The sequence below is a fragment of the Pseudoalteromonas sp. SR41-8 genome (genome assembly GCF_014163915.1).
In the GTDB taxonomy this organism is placed as follows: domain Bacteria; phylum Pseudomonadota; class Gammaproteobacteria; order Enterobacterales; family Alteromonadaceae; genus Pseudoalteromonas; species Pseudoalteromonas rhizosphaerae.
The window spans coordinates 1-18,015 of record NZ_JACJEE010000018.1; the positions used below are offsets into that span (position 1 = coordinate 1).

The following is an 18,015-nucleotide window of genomic DNA, read 5'->3' on the forward strand; positions in this document are numbered from 1 at the left end:
GCGATAACGCAGCATCAATGCCAAACACGCGCTGCCCTTAGGGTTCTTCCTAGGGGCGATTAACTCTTTGTTGCTCGATTTTTACTTAGCCCACTAGGTTACAAATCTCGCGCCGCCATTAAATCGCCCCTAGAGTGAACAAATTTTAATCCACAAAGGTCAGCACGCCCTAAAGCGCAGTAGAATAAATCGACTTTGAGCCACTACTTTCAGCGCTAACAGTGTTGAAAATAGCGGCCTTGAGAGATGCACTTTCAATTTTTTTAAAGCAGCCATTTATAAATATAATTATTAGGTTCTAGGGCCGGTTAACCTCTCTGGTTGAAGATTGTTTAATTTACAAGCTATTTAATCACCATGCTAGGTTTGTAATCTGATGGGTTAAGTAAAAAATTAAGTAAAACTTCCGTACTTTATTCAGGCTCTCTACCTACATTAATAATTCCTTATCTAAAAACCAAACATACGGATGTAAAAGTAACTGTGAAAGATAAACAGGCTCTAGCCCTTGAAACTAAGGTTAATGGCCTCATACCTTTTACGAGGTCAAAAATTTTAAATGAACAAAGTAACAGGTGTATTTCGAAAAACTTAGGTTAGAAATCTAATAAGTTTGTATTTAAACCGATTATTTTTATAAGGATAAAGTTATGACACAACGTGTAATTGAAATGCCAGACTTAGGCATGGGGACATTCCGCTTAGAAGGAAAAACAGCTTATGAATCTGTAAAAATGGCATTAGAAGTTGGCTTTCGCCATATTGATACCGCACAGATTTATGGCAATGAAGAGCAAGTTGGCCAAGCGATAAAAGACAGCAATATCCCTAGAGACGAGCTATTTATTACCACCAAAGTGTGGAATAACAAACTGAATAAAAGCGATTTTATCGCCAGTGTGAAAGAGTCTCTTAACAAGCTGCAACTCGATTCTGTCGATTTATTGTTGATCCATTGGCCTGCGCCATCAAACGATGAACCAATGAGCGAGTATTTAACTGAGTTATTAACGGCAAAGCAGCTTGGATTAACTAAGCATATTGGTGTATCGAACTTCACTATTGCGAATTTAAAAGAAGCCATGCAAACACTGGACTCACGTGAAATATTCACCAACCAAATAGAAGTACACCCTTATTTAACCAATACCAAGTTACGTGCTTTTTGTCAGCAGCATGACATTCATGTCACCGCCTATATGCCATTTGTGGTAGGTAAAGTGTTAAACGATCATACCATTATTGATATTGCTAAGAAGCATGATGCAAGCCCTGCACAAGTAGTTATTGCATGGGTAAACGCCAAGGGTATGACGACCATTCCGTCATCAACTAAGCGTAAAAATCTTGAAGATAACTTTAATGATAAAGCCGTAAAACTTGATGAAGAAGACATTGCGCGTATTGATGCTCTCGATTGCGGCGACCGTCAAGCAACCCCAAGTTTTGCACCGCAGTGGGATCAAGACACGTTTTAAGCGTGTTCAATATAAAGTGCAGTGAGTCTGCACTTTTTAATGCAAAGGAATAACTATGTTAACCGTTATAGCAATGCTGTCATGTAAAAACGCTGATGCAGCTACGTTACTTAGTGCACTTGATAACTTACAAAAGTTATCGCGCAAAGAAGTAGGGTGTTTACGCTACGAGCTGGCTGTGAAAAATAATGACACGCAAACAGATTACATTGTAACTGAACAATGGGCTACAAATGAGCACTTTGAAGAGCATAAGTTAGCGCCACATTTTAAAACGTTTGGTGAACAGGCTGGTGCTCTACTTACTCACAGTAATATTGATGTGTATAAAACGATTGGTTAATAATATAGGGGCAGTGTTTAAAGCCACGTATTTTATATCGAGCTTAGCATGTTAAGCATGGCTTTAATCACGCCTTAGCATGTGACAATGAGTGAGCCTTGATAACTTACCTAATGTATTGACCTGCGTTTTTGGGTATATAAAGTTATGCCATGGTATTTTTCATCGCTCACTGATTATATCTGCTTTATTTGTGTTTATGGCATCGGTGGTCAGTTTTACTTTCATGCAATAAATTTTTAAGTTTTTTGACTGTTGATACTAAATCAAGGAGTCAGTTTATTTATTGTCCAAGATTTAATTTCGGCTTGTATTATATCTAACTCGCCTTAGCGTATTTGACTAGTAATCAAAAAAGACCCTATGGATACTGTGAGACTGTTAAATAAAAGTAACAAAGCTTAACGTTTTACACACACATCAAAAGGTCGAATATGCACACAATAAATAAAAAAGCATTATCAATTGCCGTAGCATTAGCTTGCTCATTCCCGTTACATGCCCAACAAGCTGCTACGAATAATCCAACAAATACTAATGAAAGCAACACTGCGCAAGAACAAAGTACCTCCTTAGAGGTTATCTCTGTAACAGCAACCAAACGTAAAACAAAGTTAATGGAAACCCCTGTTGCTATTACAGCATTAACGGAGGCTGAGCTCAGGCAAAATGGCGTAAATAGTGTTAAAGATATTGCTAATCTAGTGCCAGGGTTAGATATCTCCACAGCGACGGATCAATCAGCACCTGTTATCTCGATGCGTGGCGTACGCTCTACTAATATTACCGAGCTTGGCGACCCTGCTGTTGGCGTTCACCTTGACGGTATTTATTCGCCAAGAATGCAAGGAGCGCTAGCTCTGATGTATGACATTGAACGAGTTGAGGCATTAAGGGGGCCACAAGGCACGCTATTTGGTCGAAACTCTACAGTTGGTAGCATTAATGTTATCTCAGCAAAGCCTGAATTCACTCATTTATACGGTAATGTGAACGTTGAAGCAGGAAAATACAACAGCAAAAATATTGATGGCGTAATTAATATTCCAATTAATGACGAATTTGCAGTACGGTTTTCTGGCAAAGGATTAAAACGAGATTCTTACCTTGAGGGTTACTACGATCCTAACCAATACGACTCAAGACGATTAAGCGACGATATTCTCAATGCTCCTGTTATCTCAGAGGATTCTTATCAAGGTATTGGTCAAACAGTCACGCAGCGAGAAAACTGGTGGATAGATGGCGCAGGCACAAATCCAGAGGCGCAAAAAGTTCGCCAATTAACCCCCGCAGAAAAAGACGACTTTTATAACAACGCTGATGAATACTCTTTTAGAATTAGTACGCTTTGGGAGCCGTTAGATGGTGGCTTTTCAAATCATACCGTTTTTCAAAAGTACGTTAATAACAGCAATAACAATCTCGATTTAGTTAACTGCGATAAAATTCGCGGTAGAAGTGAAGAGCTGGGCGGCGATTGCACAAACTTTTTACCCAGTGATAATACATATCAAGCTGTTGTGAATGTGCCTGGTAAGCTTAATTTAGATATCACCTATCTTAGAAATACCCTTAACTACGATATAAATGATGAATATTCGCTTGTGTGGCTACTTGGCTATGAGGATATGGAACGCTCTTCAGCACAAGATAGCGAAGTCGGCCTCGATCCTTGGGATGGGGCAACGTACTTTTTAGATGGCACTGGTGCTGAATCTTTTTCTACAGAAGTGCAATTACAATCTGACGAATACGGCGATTTTATTTGGATTGTTGGTGCTAACTATTTCCACGAAAAAACCACGACCTTAGGTTATTACGATAACCCAATGGACGATAAAGCCTTTTGGGATCAACCTGATCGCTCTACAGACGCATTCGCTTTGTTTGGCCAAGGTACATACAATTTAACTGAAAAATTACATCTAACACTTGGTTATCGTTTTAGTGATGAAACGAAAGAAGATAAAGGAGGCAAAACATACCGCTGCTCTAATGCCGATGGTTGCGCTGTTGGTTGGTTAAATAGAACAGATCTAAATAACTTACCAGTTGATTACTACGAAGATCCTTCAATTTATGCGTCATACTTTGCAAACGATAATAAAGGAAGTTGGCAGCATCATGACTTTCGTGTTGGTTTAGACTACGACATTTCACCTGAAACGATGGTTTATACCTATCTTGCCAGTGGTTTTAAAGCCGGCGGAATTGGTGATGTATATGAAGTCGTAAATGATAGAACCGGCGACGTAACACGCTTTGAAACTAAGTTCGACCCAGAAGAAGTACTTACATGGGAGCTTGGCGCTAAATCGAGCTTTTTTGATAATTCATTAAACTTAAAAGCCGCGTTTTTCTACACAGATTACACCGACATGCAATACGCATCAGTGGGCTCAATCGGTAACGTAGAACGTTTATCTGTGGTAGAAGATGAAGATGGCTCTCCCGTTTTAGATAGCAATGGCGAGCCTGTACTTGATTTTCAAAACAAGCCTGTGATTGCTTATTACACACAAAATGTTCCTAGTTCAACAATCAAAGGTATTGAGCTTGAGTTTGATTGGAAGCCATATCCAAGCGGGCGTATCACCGGTTATGTAACCTGGACCGATGCCAAAGTGACGGACGATTGGAATACTAAGTGGGATTACGATGCTGAGTATCTTTTTGATATTTCTTATGAGGAATCAAAAAATCCTGAAAATACACTGCTATCAACCAATCTTAAAGGCAATAACCTAGCGATGACGCCTAAGTTCACGGCAAACATCAGCTACACACATACATTTGATTTAGGTGAATATGGTTTTATCCATAGTTGGCTTAATGCGAGCTGGAAAGATGAATCGTACTCAACAGTATGGAATGTTGATAAACACTTAGATGATATGGACTTTAGCGTGTCGGACGAGGCGACAAAATACATTGACGATAGCCGAGATGCATTTGCAGTCTATAACGCGTCAATTAAATATGAGCCGCAAGGACAAAGCTGGTACGCAGAAGTATTCGTTAATAATGCCTCTGATGAAACTATTCAATATTGGAATAATACTAGCAAAGGAATTCCAAAAGGCAGCTTTGGCATGCCAAGGTATTACGGTGTAAGAGCTGGTTTTTCATTCTAGATAACCTAACCACAATTAAACTTCCCACAGTCAATATACCACTGTGGGAGGTGTACAATTTAAATAAGGATCAATAATGAAAACTAAGCTTATTAGCTCGTTAGTTGCAGGTTGTGTGTTTATCTCACCTTTTACATATGCCAATTATTTTAAAGATAATTTTTCATGGGGTTACGATAATACCATTTGGAATGCGCGAAGTGGCGACAATGGCTCGCCTTTTGGCTGTGAATTTGCCCCTGCAATGATTAACCCAAGCCAACAGGGGATCACGCTTTCATTATCACAAGGCGCATGTGCTGAGCTGCAAAGTAATAATTTCTATGGCTTTGGCAAGGTGCAAGGCAGTGTTAAGTCAGGGAATACGCAAGGCACTGTGTCTTCCATTTTTACTTACACATCGTGGTGGGATTCACCCGGCAGAGCATGGCAAGAGATAGATATTGAGCTTTTACCCTCCCTTGGGAACGTTGTTCATACCAATGTGATTTATCAGCCGCAAGGTGGCACTTATCAAAGCTGGGAAAAGGACATCGACTTAAGTCAATACGGACTTGATTACAGAGAAAACTTATTAACTATTGGCTTTGATTGGTCTAGCAACTCGATTCGTTGGTACCTTTACGACGCTCAAGGAAATGAGCAAACATTAAGAGTGCTCTACAAAGACAATGGCGATGGTCATTTAGCTGAAAATGAAATTCCCGCGTATGCATGGCCGATGGATAATACAAAAATAATGATTAACCAATGGAATGGTGATAACTCAACCGAAGGCTATTACTTCCCTGGTCAATACTATGGCAGCCCTTCGTGGGCGTACTATGATTTTATTGAGTACATTCCCCAATAAAATTAAGAAGTTTGTATCTATAAATAGAATTTAATCTCGAAGGTTTTTAATGTCTCAAATCAAATATTCTAAATTATTATTTTGCTTATTGCCCGTAGTTGGGGCGCTTACTTGTCAATATTCATTCAGTGCAGAGCGTGAGCAAGTCAACTGGCCTTATGTAAACACTAAACTTAAACGCGATCCCGCTGTAGAAGCGCAAATTGAACAACTACTGGCAAAGATGACCATAGAGCAAAAAGTGGCGCAAATGATTCAGCCCGAAATTGGTTATTTAAGTGTTGAACAAATGCGCAAATATGGGTTTGGTTCATACCTAAATGGCGGTAATACAGCGCCCTATGGCGACAAACGCGCTGATCAGGCCACATGGTTAAAATATGCCGATGAAATGTACCTAGCATCAATGGACTCAACGAAAGACGGTATTGCAATACCGACTATTTGGGGTACTGATGCCATGCATGGACATAGCAATGTGTATGGCGCTACGTTATTTCCGCACAATATTGGCTTAGGAGCTGCGCATGATGCCGACTTAATTAAGCGCATAGGCCAAGCAACAGCGAAAGAAGTCTCAGCCACTGGGATTGAATGGAGTTTTGCTCCTACTGTCGCTGTAGTCAGAGATGATCGCTGGGGCAGAACCTATGAAAGTTACTCAGAAGACCCTGAATTAGTTAGGCTGTATGCAGGTAGTATGGTGACAGGTATTCAAGGTGATATAGGCGCTGACTTTTTAAAAGGCAGTAACCGTATTGCAACCGCAAAACATTTTGTGGGCGATGGTGGTACAGAGCGAGGCGTTGATCGCGGAAATACGCTTATCGATGAAAAAGGATTAAGAGATATTCACAGCGCAGGTTATTTTTCGGCTATTAATCAAGGTGTGCAATCAGTGATGGCATCCTTTAATAGTTGGAATGGCAAACGTGTACATGGCGATAAACATTTATTAACGGATGTACTTAAAAACCAACTTGGTTTTGATGGGTTTGTAGTCAGTGATTGGAATGCTCACAAGTTTGTAGAAGGCTGCGATTTAGAGCAATGTGCGCAAGCAATTAACGCCGGCGTTGATGTGATCATGGTACCAGAGCATTTTGAAGCGTTTTATCATAATACTGTTAAGCAAGTGAAAGACGGTGTAATAGCCGAATCAAGAATTAACGATGCCGTTAGACGTTTTTTAAGGGCTAAAATCCGTTGGGGTGTTTTTGTTAAAGGAAAGCCATCTTCACGACCTGAATCACAACACTCACAGTGGTTAGGTGCCTCCCAGCATCGTACGTTAGCAAGAGAAGCGGTTAGGAAATCATTGGTTTTATTAAAAAACAACGATAACGTCCTGCCAATCAAAGCGAGTAGCCGCATCTTAGTTGCCGGCAAAGGCGCGAACGCAATTAATATGCAAGCGGGTGGCTGGAGTGTTTCTTGGCAGGGCACAGACAATACCAATAGTGACTTTCCAAATGCGACCTCTATTTATGCCGGCTTAAAATCGCAAGTATTAAAAGCAGGCGGTGAAATAAGCTTAAGTGAGTCTGGTGAGTATAAAACCAAGCCAGATGTAGCCATTGTTGTTATTGGTGAAGAACCTTATGCAGAATGGTTTGGTGACATCGAGATGCTTGAGTTTCAGCATGAAACTAAACATGCACTTGCGTTATTAAAGCAGCTTAAAGCTGATAATATTCCTGTAGTAACGGTATTTTTAAGCGGCCGCCCGTTGTGGGTTAATAAAGAGCTCAATGCATCGGATGCCTTTGTTGCTGCTTGGCTACCAGGCTCTGAAGGTGAGGGCGTTGCAGATGTACTATTAACTAATAGCCAAGGTAAAGCCCAGTTTGATTTCAGCGGTAAGTTGAGTTTTTCATGGCCTAAATATGATGACCAATTTACGTTAAACTTAAACGATGCTGACTATGATCCATTATTTGCTTATGGCTATGGCTTAACTTATCAGGACAAAATAAATGTGTCTGTTTTGAGTGAGAAAACCAGCCCTAAAAAAATGGTTAATAGTGACTCACATCCGCTGTTTGTAAGAAACTTAGCCAAAAATATGACTTGGCAACTGGCAGATACAAGCACAGAAAAGGTGTTAGCCAGCGGTGCATCAGCAACCAGTGGCGATAAACAAAGTTTACTTATGCAATCAGTCAATTTATCTTATCAAGAAGATGGCCGTGGCTTTAATTGGCGCGCACAAGCCGCTGTTAGCTTGAGTTACCTAGAGCCTAAACAGCTAGATAGTAAATTTAGTGCAGGTTACCTTGAATTAAAAATGCGTATAGATAAAGCTCCTGAACAAGGAGCAAACTTGCAAGTCATGTGTAGCGAAAATCATTGCTTAAGGAATATTGATTTTTCATCGTTTTCACAATTAATGACAGACAAAAGTTGGCATACTCTAGCAATCCCTTTGCACTGTGGTGATAGCGGACTTGCTGAGCAAAAAATAACAGACGCGCTGCGCATTACCAGTCAAAATTTAAGTTTAGCAATTGCTGATGTGGCGTTGACTATAAAACCGAGTAATGACTCATTATCATTAACGTGTGCAAAGTAATACCCTATGGCTGTTGATTAACGTTTATTAATCAACAGCCTATAACATTGGATTTAATAATGTGAATAGTAATAACCCTAGAAGTCAGTTGTTCTGGTTATTCCAAAGTTGTGGTTGGATTGTCTATGCAATGCTGACCGAATTAATGATAAAAATACCAAGCGAAGAGCCATGGACAATACATATACCGCATTTAATTATTGATGTAGCGTGTGGCTTTTTGATCACTTTAACGTTAAGACGATTTTACAACTGTTTTAGTCAGCAAGAGCTCAAAGTTAAAGTCGCGTTACGTATTATGCTGCTTCTAATTGCAACATTACTCTGGACGCAAATTAAATGGATTTCCTTGCAGTGGTTATATGGTAACTGGTGGCTTTCAATGTCATGGTTTGACTTTGGTACATGGACGTCAGCCTCGTTAACCATGCTTTCAACATGGACTGCCTTTTATTACGGGATCAAAATTTATTTAGATAATCTTGAGCAAACTCAAAAGGCCGCAGAAGCAACCCATTTAGCGAAAGAGTCACAGCTAAAAATGCTTCGATATCAGCTTAACCCGCATTTTATGTTCAATAGTATTAACGCCATTTGCACGTTAATATTGAAAAAAGAAAGCTTGCAGGCAGTAAACATGCTTGAAAAACTATGTGACTTATTGCGCCATAGTTTATATACCGACCCACTTGAAAAAGTAGCTATCAAAGAAGAAATCGCAATGTTAAGAACCTACCTAGATATTGAACAATGCCGATTTGCTGACAAGCTAGAGGTTAATATTAGCGTTGATGAACCATGCAACGATTTATTAATACCTTCTTTATTAATTCAACCATTGGTAGAAAACGCGTTAAAACATGGTATGCGAGCAGATCAAAAAATGGTGATCACAATTAATGTTGAAAAAACAAAATCCGCATTGCTCATTAAAGTTGCTGATACTGGTAAAGGCTTTGATGATAATAAAAAAACCAAAAGAGGCATCGGCTTGGCTAATTGTGAGCAACGCTTAAAATTAATATATGGTAATAGTCACCGAATTGAAAAAGGCAATGCGACTACCGGTGGTGCGTGGTTTTGTATCTCTCTTCCAATTAATGGTTTGCAATCATGATTCAATTAAAAACGTTACTCGTTGATGACGAATACAGTGCTATTGAAGGTTTGCGTATTCGCTTAGAAGCCTTTGCTGAAATTGAAGTGATTGGCAGTGCACAAAGTGTTGATGAAGCAATTAAAGTACTTAACGAATATGATGTAGATTTAGTGTTTCTAGATATAGAAATGCCAACAAAGTCAGGTTTTGAATTAATTAAACATTTTCAACCAGAGAGCTGCCCTGCGGTTATCTTTGTTACGGCATTTCATCAACATGCTGTTAAAGCTTTTGAGGTGAGGGCGCTGGATTATTTACTTAAGCCCGTTAAGTTAGCTCGCCTTGCAGAAGCCATTGAAAGAGTTATTAAAACAGAAAAGCTAAACAGAAAAACCGAACTTATTGAAGTGCACCAATCGCTGGTGATCAATGAATCGCAACCACTTGAAGTGGCGGGTAATTCTGACTATAAGTTTGAAGCTGAGAATTTAGTTATTCAAGATGCTAAAAACCCAATTCAAATTATTCCGTTTAAAGATATTTTATGGATTGATGCGGCGGGGGATTATATGTGTGTACACACACCTGCTGAAACACACGTAATGCGGGCGCGTTTAAAAGAGCTTGAAAAAAACACCTTGCCTGAAGATTTCCTGCGAATACATAAATCAACGATTGTAAATTTAAGCCATATAAAGCAACTTAACCCACTTAGAAACTCTGAATACACGGCTGTATTACAAAGTGGTAAAACACTTAAAGTCAGTCGTACCTATAGTAAAAATTTAAAGAGTTTGTTCAAATAATAAATATATTAATATTGAGAGTATTAAACTATAACTTTAACAGTTTGTATAATAGGCATTTGTTACGCTATCTCAGGTCATAATTTATAAGGATTTTAAATTTCTATGGCAAAACCTCAGCTTTTTTGGATTATTTTAATATTATTGATTACCTGTTTTATGCCTTGCGGTTTTTTCATCTGGTATGAAAGTGTGGATCCCGCATTTATCCCTAATGCTAATTACAATTTTATTTTAAAATGGGTTTTACCTTCGCTGACAGTGCTGACGATTGGTTACCTTTTTAGTCAGTATAAGAATTTTGCTCAAGTGAAGGAAAGCTTAGATGAGCATTTTATTGCTGAGGGACGTTTAGTTAAGTATTTTACGCTGCTTTTTAGTCCAGTGTTTATTTACTTTTACTTTTGGACATTCATTAATATCCCAATACAGTTATGGGCAAATTATCAATTGGCTGAGTATTGGTCGCAAGAATATTTATTAGTTGAGGCAACAACATGTAGTAGTGACTATGAGCCGCACTGCGTAGAATTAAAGTTTTCCGATTTAGCAAGTGAAGAAACACATTCAATAAGATGGTATTTAGATAAAGCTGAATTATTAACGCTCAAGAATAAAAGAGTAAATCTGGTTGGTGAAAAAAGTTATTTTGGTTATATTATCAATACAATACAGTGGTGAACAAAGCTTTAAAAGGCATTATTGTGATTTGTGGTGGTTATAAAAAGGCCTAAACTACCCCTGCCATTTTGCAGGGGTAGTATAAATTGGTTAACCGCGATTATGCTCGCGAGCGTAATCAATATTGGGCCCTTTAGGGACGATTTGCGTTGGGTTGATCATGGTATGACTAAAATAATAATGTCGTTTGATATGATAAAAATCAACGGTTTCTTTAACGCCAGCAACTTGATAAAGCTCACGTAAGTATTCACTCAGTGCCGGGTAATTTTCGATAGTACGCAGATTACATTTAAAATGCCCAACATACACATTGTCAAAGCGTATTAGAGTGGTAAATAATCGCCAATCTGCTTCGGTTAGGGTGTTGCCCACCAAATAGCGCTGCTTGAGTAAAATACTTTCGACTTTGTCTAATGCAGTGAATAAGTCATTAAATGCCTCTTCATAGGCTTTTTGAGTGGTCGCAAACCCAGTACGATACACGCCATTATTAATGTTGTTGTACACCAGCTCATTAATTGCATCGATTTCAGCGTGCAAGTTATTTGGGTAAAAGTCTAGTTTATTGCCAGTTAAATCATTGAAGGCGCTGTTAAACATGCGAATGATTTCAGCAGATTCATTACTGACTATTTTATTTTGCTGTTTATCCCAAAGCACAGGCACAGTTACTCTTCCGGAATAATCTGCTTTATTTTCGGTGTATATTTGATGCATAAATTGCTTATCAAAAAGTGCATCTCCAGTGCTGTGGTTGTTTTTATCAAACGTCCAACCATTATCTAACATATCTGGGCTAACCACAGAGACATCAATATAGTCTTCAAGGCCTTTTAATTTTCTAAAAATCAAGGTGCGGTGCGCCCATGGGCAGGCTAATGAAACATATAAATGATAACGGCCTTTCTGTGCCTTAAAGCCCGCCTCACCAGTTGGGCCTGCGCTGCCATCTTTGGTTACCCAGTTACGTAATTGTGCAGACTCGCGTTTAAACTCACCATCGCTTTTATCGGTGTCGTACCATTTATCTTGCCATTTACCGTTGACTAGTAATCCCATAATTGACTCCTATATCGTGTTTTAAAAGCTACCAAATTTACCGCTTTGGTAATCACTAATTGCTTCTCGTAATTGATCTTGCGTATTCATCACAAACGGGCCCATGTGAGCAATAGGTTCATTAAGCGGATCACCGGCTAAAATAAGTACCCCAGCGCCGCTTTGCGAGCTAAATTTAATATCACTACCGGGCTCTAAAATAAGTAGGCTGCCAGCCATTACTGGACCACCTTGTTCGGTGTTGATTGAGCCGGTATGAATATAAATCATCACCTTGCTTTGTGTCAGTGGTGGATGAGCAAACTCAGTGCCTACAGGTAATGTTACATCTGCTAGCATGCCATTGGCTGCTAGTTCTTGTAGGCTTGAAACCTGAGTTTGCTGGTCAAATTGCCAATTGCCAGCCAGTGCTTTTAGTTCAACACCTTGACTATTTTTATGTTCAGGTGCAGGGTGCTCAGTAGTATCTTGATATTTCGGTGCTCTGAGCTTTTCAGTGCTTGGCATATTGAGCCAAATTTGAAAGCCATGCATCCCCTCAATCGCATCGGCAAGTGGCATTTCGCTATGGATAACGCCAAAGCCGGTACTCATCCATTGCACATCACCTGCGCGAATAGCTTTTTTATTGCCCATTTGATCTTGGTGTTCAAAGCCGCCTTTAATAATGTAGGTAAAGGTTTCGATACCACGATGCGGGTGGGCAGGAAACCCACCCATAAAGTCACTGTGATCGTCGGATTTTAATTCGTCGATCATTAAAAAAGGATCTAAATGCTTACCATCAAAGCCTGGTATCCGGCTAATATTTACGCCATCACCATCTTGGGTTGCATGGCTATTGAGTTGTTTTATTACTTTCATTGCTTTGCTCCGAATCTTGTATGGTATTATTTAAACACAATAAAATTAAACAACCATGGGTAAAAATAGCACTATTCATTCGTTTTAACAGAACGTTCTGATTTTTGTTTTTTCGTTAGGTTATCCACTACAAAAGCCCCGCGATTGCCAGACTGATGTGCAGGTCCTACGGTGCTATCAACCATGGTTTGTTGTTCGGTGCTGGCATTAATCGCAGCGCCAAAAATAATGATATAGGCGCTGATATACAACCACATCAACATGATCACCACACCACCAAGTGAGCCATACGTTTCATTGTACGAGGCAAATTGTGATACATAATATGAAAACCCTAATGATGCGATGATCCAAAGTCCTGTCGCCATTACTGAACCAGTTGTAACCCAACGCCACTTTGCCGCTTTTCTATGGGGTGCATAACGATATACAAAAGCTAAAGAAAAATGAAAAGTCGCTGCTAGTAATAGCCAAGTGAGTAATTTGATCACCGTATCGATACTGTTTTCTAGACCAACAATATTGAGTGCGATAGGCAATATACCAATGATTAATAATGCGATTACTGCGACCAATATAGCGCCAATAGAGAATAGAAAGCGCACTAAAAGCGCTTTGAAAAACTGCCTTTTGGTTTGCTCATGGTAGGTAATATTGCAGGCTGTGATCAGTGCTTGGCAGCCCTTACTGCTACTCCATGTGGTTAATAACAACGTGCTTATTGCACTAACACTTAACACTTTTTGTGATTGTTGGGTAACTTCAGATACCTGTTGTAGAACGATTTCTCGGCTGCTTGGTGGCAATAAAGTAATAAACTTACTAATCTGTTCACTAACATCCGCCGTAGAGGCGAAATAAGCATACAGCGAAACACAGGCTGCCAGTGCTGGAAAAATAGCGAGTAATGCGTAAAAGGCGACACCAGCGGCAACAAAGGATAAGTTATCTTGCGACATACTTTGGTATACCCGCTTGCTGATATCCCACCAGCCCAGCAAGGGGATCTCGGTTGGTTTATCTGCTGTGTAGCCACGTGGTTTATGTGCCATATTTTATTCCTTGCTGATGGTTATTAGTCACTATTTATTAGAAGTTAGGGTGCAAGGTGCTTGCCAGCTTAAGTTGGCGTTTAATTTGCTTCTACAGAATTAATGGTTTCATCAATAAAGAGCGCATGAGTTACATATGGAAATAATGAATAGTATTAATAATCAAATTATTAGCGCATTAAAAATACAAACAACGAGTACCAACGCGGATCCTTTAGCGCCAGTATCTTGGCAAGGTATAAACTCACAAATTGTGCATTTTTTACAAAGTGCTTGGCAAATGTTACCCGCTCTCACTTTAGGTATAGCAGCAATAATCGTGTGCTATTTTTTAGCAAAGCCTGTGTCTTATTTATTAGTGAAACCTATTGGCTATGTAAGTGAAAGGCGGTTATTGCATGTTGTTGCTCGTCGCTTTATTAGTACTGTGATCATTTTGTTTGGAGTTTATTTATTTTTACGCTTAGCAGGCTTAAGTGAATTTGCCGTGGCGATAATGAGCGGTACTGGATTAGTCGGGCTAATCTTAGGTTTTGCATTTCGTGATATTGCAGAGAACTTTATATCGAGCATGCTATTAAGTGTGCAACGTCCTTTTCGTATTGATGATGTTATTGAAGTCGATGGCTGCTTAGGGGTAGTAAAAAAGGTCACTGCGCGGGCGACCACATTAGTTGATTTTGATGGTAATCATATTCAAATACCTAATGCGACTGTTTATAAAAATGTGATTAAAAACCTTACTGCTAATCCGAAAATGCGCGGTCACTATAAAATAGGCATAGGTTACGATAACGATATACGTAACACTCAGCAGTTAGCGCTGAGTTTAATGGATAAACAAGCTGCTGTGCTAAAAGATCCGGCCCCACAGGTGTTACTTGATGAATTAGGCTCAGCCACTATCAATCTCAGTATTTACTTTTGGGTTAATAGTGAGCAAAACAGCCCGGTTAAGGTAGCGTCGCAATTGATGCGTGAAATGGTTAATAGCTTTAACGCGCATGGTATTAGTATGCCTGATGATGCTCGTGAACGGATTATTTTAAATGCACCAAGTGAGCAAGCACAAAAGACTCCGGAACAACCCACTACGCAAGATCAAAAAGTCAAACCGATTGCGCATCTGGATGCTGGTATTGATGATGTGAGCAGTGATGCTGATGAAATTCGTGAACAAGCTGAGCGCTCTCGCGATCCTGAGCAAGGCAACAATATTATTTAACTTGCTCTTTAAATAATATACTTAGTTTAATGGCCGTGGGTTCGGCAATTTTATTTAGCAAAGACTGAGGTATCGCTCGAGGAGAAAGTTTTACTGAAGACAGTTCATGTATAGATTGGTTATGTTTTTACCATCAATCTACTGTTGCTTTGTTATTACTGTAGCTTATCTTCCTCTAGACGATTAATTACCACAAAGTGGTTCACTGTTTTTGTGGGCTGCTCGCCGATAGCGTATACTGTTGTGCTTGTAATTTTGACTTATCTATTTTGTGCTAACGGATCAGTTTAAATTTCGCCGTCTTCTTACTCCTTTCTAAAATGATATTAAATAAATGAATGATATAACAGTAGCAACTCATAACGGTAATTTTCATGCGGATGATGTGTTTAGTATCGCCGCACTTAGGCATATTCTTCCTACTTTTAAACTTATACGTACCCGTGATTTAGAATTAATCGCGCAAGCTGACATAGTGATTGATGTTGGCGGCGAATATGACCCAGCTGCTGGACGTTTTGATCATCACCAACGTGGCGGTGCCGGTGAGCGTGAAAATGGCATCCCATACTCATCATTTGGTTTAATTTGGCAAAAATATGGTTTAGAGCTGTGTCAGGGTGACCAAGATGTTGCGCATGCAGTTGATGCCGGTTTGGTATCGACCATTGATGCGATTGATTGCGGTCATGTTGAAGGTGTATCGAAAGGGATCAGTCTTAGCCAAACAATTTCAATGTTTAACCCAACATGGCAAGAGGAAAGTGACTTTGATCGTTGTTTTGATGAGGCGGTTGAATTTGCATCGCGTGTTTTAACACGTTTTATTGCAGCAGCCAGTGGCGGCATTAATGCTAAAGCAATCGTCGCTAAAGCGATTGATAACGCAGATGATGCAAGAGTGATTGTATTAGAGCAATACACGCCGTGGAAAAAAACCGTGCATGCTTTATCGCAAGAAGCGTTATACATGGTTTATCCATCGCATTCAGGCAAATGGATTTTGCAAACGGTGCCTGTTGAACCGGGTTCATTTGAAGACAGAAAGTCACTACCAAAAGCATGGGCTGGTTTATCAGATGCTGCATTTCAAGCGCAAACGGGCATTGATGACGCAATGTTTTGCCACAATGGCTTGTTTATCGCAGGCGCAGAATCATTTGCAAGTACCATGAAACTTGCTGCAATGGCGTTGCAAGACGAATAAAACGAAGTCACGGTTATTAAAAAGGGGGGAGCGCTGTACTGGCTTCCCCCCTTTTTGTATTAGTGCCTAAAGTTTTCTAGCAACGCTGGAATACCTGGCAGCATGCCCACCATGGCCATAACACTGGTCAATAATACAAACATAAACAGCGGAATGATCCAGCGACTCATATGGGTCAGCTCAGAGCTGCGCTCTTTACAGCCAATTAAGCCTAAGTTATCGAGCAGCATGGTCAGTGACCAGCCAAACGCTGGGTTTACTAACGTTGAAGCAAATACCACAATAGCTGCTGATTGCGTGGTTTTACCTTCGCGAGTCATTTCCATACCCGCCTCAAGCAGTGGGATAAATACACCCACTATTAACGCCACACACAGTACCGGTTGCCAAATGGCGAGATCCATTGGATAACCCCATATACCTGCAATTACACAAAAAAGTGCGGTTAAAATTGCACCCGCTGGAATAGGGCGCTTAGCAATCGCGGCAGGCACAATATACGTGCCCCATGATGAGGTGAAGTTAGACCCACCTAAAATAGAGCCAAAGGTTTGCCTAACTGATGCACTGAGCATAGTATCGTCAATGTTCATTTGCACTTTTTCAGTGCGTTTTGGGTAGCTGATCTTTTGGAATACTTGATGGCCTAAAAAGTCTGGCGACCACATGGCCACTGCCAGTATGGCAAAGGGCAATACGACTACAAAGCTTTCAAGAGTCGGCAAACCTAACATCCAACCGGTGTTTTCACCCCACCAATACATAGGGTTCATATTTGGTAACCCGGGGGCGGTTTTAAATTCAAACGGCGCACCTAAGGCAAAGGCCGTTAAACCACCAATAAGGCAGCTGAGCGGCACAGCTAACCAACGTTTTTTAAAATGTTCGAGTAGCGCGTACAGTAAAATAGTGGCCAAAATAACGATGAAGGCAATGTGGGTCATTTGAATTTGTTCAGCCCATGCAAACAGTTTCTTTACTTGCGATATAGTGCCTATGAATCCTAAGTAAAGTAATAATCCGCCGCACACCCCTTTACTGGTTAGTCGTGCCAACAAACTGCCGCCTTTACTGATGGCAAGCAGTAACCCTAAGGCGCCAATGAGTAGCCCGAATGCCATTGGGTGTCCGCCTGCTGCAACAACAATGGGAATTAATGGAATGAGTGGTCCGTGGGTTCCCGCTAAGTTAGCAGTGGGTAAAATAAAACCTGAAAACAAGATGATAAAAATAGCCACTATGAGTAACTCATAGCGTACGTTTTCTAACACAAAGGCGTCACTTAAACCAAGCGGTGCGGCAAAGGTGGCGGCAATAGCGCCTACCATAACAACTTTACCAATTGTCCCTGCCATCGCGGGAATTGTGTCTTCAAATTCGAAGCGGTAATCCCGAAAAGGCAAGTTAGGACGCCAGCGCTTTGGCTGCATAATTTGCAGTTCATGCTCGAGATAATCGTCTCGACTGGCAAACTCAGAGCTTGGTTTATGAAGATTTTTATAGCTATCGGAAACGGTTTGAGTATCGCTTACCTGCTCAGCTTGAGATGACGTGTCATCTTTTGGCGTGGTTGTCATGAATTCTCCTGCAACATTGTTGCTAACTCAAAATAAAAAAACAGCTTGTATAAAGCAAT

At 40.2% G+C, this 18,015-nt stretch carries 14 protein-coding genes; 10 read left to right on the plus strand and 4 right to left on the minus strand.

Annotated features, from left to right (window positions below; genetic code table 11):
* Window positions 1-650: 650 nt before the first annotated feature.
* The 8 genes from dkgB to H5162_RS13060 all read left to right on the plus strand — a co-directional run bounded on the left by dkgB (window position 651) and on the right by H5162_RS13060 (window position 10,969).
* Complete coding sequence (gene dkgB / locus H5162_RS13025; protein ID WP_145241103.1) at window positions 651-1,478, plus strand: 2,5-didehydrogluconate reductase DkgB; 828 nt, start codon at window positions 651-653, stop codon at window positions 1,476-1,478.
* Window positions 1,479-1,533: 55 nt separating this feature from the next.
* Window positions 1,534-1,821, plus strand: a complete 288-nt coding sequence (locus H5162_RS13030) for a putative quinol monooxygenase (protein ID WP_149982864.1) — start codon at window positions 1,534-1,536, stop codon at window positions 1,819-1,821.
* A gap of 434 nt (window positions 1,822-2,255) precedes the next feature.
* The gene (locus H5162_RS13035) at window positions 2,256-4,958 is read left to right on the plus strand and encodes a TonB-dependent receptor (RefSeq protein WP_182778717.1); all 2,703 of its coding nucleotides are present in this window, start codon (window positions 2,256-2,258) and stop codon (window positions 4,956-4,958) included.
* A gap of 76 nt (window positions 4,959-5,034) precedes the next feature.
* Window positions 5,035-5,811 carry a family 16 glycosylhydrolase gene (locus H5162_RS13040; RefSeq protein ID WP_145241097.1) on the plus strand — a complete coding sequence of 259 codons (777 nt, stop codon included), beginning with the start codon at window positions 5,035-5,037 and terminating at the stop codon, window positions 5,809-5,811.
* Window positions 5,812-5,860: 49 nt separating this feature from the next.
* Window positions 5,861-8,383, plus strand: coding sequence for a glycoside hydrolase family 3 protein (locus H5162_RS13045; RefSeq protein ID WP_182778719.1), 2,523 nt, complete (start codon window positions 5,861-5,863; stop codon window positions 8,381-8,383).
* A 61-nt stretch (window positions 8,384-8,444) separates the two neighbouring features.
* Window positions 8,445-9,500: a sensor histidine kinase gene (locus H5162_RS13050; protein ID WP_246175609.1), complete on the plus strand. Its 1,056-nt coding sequence runs from the start codon at window positions 8,445-8,447 to the stop codon at window positions 9,498-9,500.
* Entirely contained in the window at window positions 9,497-10,288 is a 792-nt protein-coding gene (locus tag H5162_RS13055) for a LytTR family DNA-binding domain-containing protein (RefSeq protein ID WP_145241093.1), read from the plus strand. Before H5162_RS13050 ends, H5162_RS13055 begins: the two co-directional genes overlap by 4 nt.
* Before the next feature lie 105 nt (window positions 10,289-10,393).
* The gene (locus H5162_RS13060; protein WP_182778721.1) at window positions 10,394-10,969 is read left to right on the plus strand and encodes a hypothetical protein; all 576 of its coding nucleotides are present in this window, start codon (window positions 10,394-10,396) and stop codon (window positions 10,967-10,969) included.
* 90 nt (window positions 10,970-11,059) lie between these two features.
* Here the strand turns inward: H5162_RS13060 and H5162_RS13065 are convergent, their stop codons facing one another.
* The 3 genes from H5162_RS13065 to H5162_RS13075 all read right to left on the minus strand — a co-directional run bounded on the left by H5162_RS13065 (window position 11,060) and on the right by H5162_RS13075 (window position 13,947).
* Window positions 11,060-12,031 (minus strand): glutathione S-transferase family protein, encoded by a 972-nt coding sequence (locus H5162_RS13065; protein ID WP_182778723.1) that lies wholly within the window; start codon window positions 12,029-12,031, stop codon window positions 11,060-11,062.
* A 21-nt stretch (window positions 12,032-12,052) separates the two neighbouring features.
* On the minus strand, window positions 12,053-12,895 hold the full coding sequence (locus H5162_RS13070; RefSeq protein ID WP_182734950.1) for a pirin family protein: 843 nt from the start codon (window positions 12,893-12,895) through the stop codon (window positions 12,053-12,055).
* Window positions 12,896-12,966: 71 nt separating this feature from the next.
* On the minus strand, window positions 12,967-13,947 hold the full coding sequence (locus H5162_RS13075; RefSeq protein WP_182778725.1) for a YihY/virulence factor BrkB family protein: 981 nt from the start codon (window positions 13,945-13,947) through the stop codon (window positions 12,967-12,969).
* 154 nt (window positions 13,948-14,101) lie between these two features.
* Between H5162_RS13075 and H5162_RS13080 the strand changes: the two genes are divergently transcribed.
* The gene (locus H5162_RS13080; protein WP_409076815.1) at window positions 14,102-15,172 is read left to right on the plus strand and encodes a mechanosensitive ion channel family protein; all 1,071 of its coding nucleotides are present in this window, start codon (window positions 14,102-14,104) and stop codon (window positions 15,170-15,172) included.
* Between the two features lie 334 nt (window positions 15,173-15,506).
* Window positions 15,507-16,379 (plus strand): MYG1 family protein, encoded by an 873-nt coding sequence (locus H5162_RS13085; RefSeq protein ID WP_145241081.1) that lies wholly within the window; start codon window positions 15,507-15,509, stop codon window positions 16,377-16,379.
* Window positions 16,380-16,438: 59 nt separating this feature from the next.
* Here H5162_RS13085 and H5162_RS13090 read toward each other — a convergent pair whose 3' ends face one another.
* Window positions 16,439-17,956, minus strand: a complete 1,518-nt coding sequence (locus H5162_RS13090; RefSeq protein ID WP_145241079.1) for a DUF3360 family protein — start codon at window positions 17,954-17,956, stop codon at window positions 16,439-16,441.
* Between the last annotated feature and the right edge of the window lie 59 nt (window positions 17,957-18,015).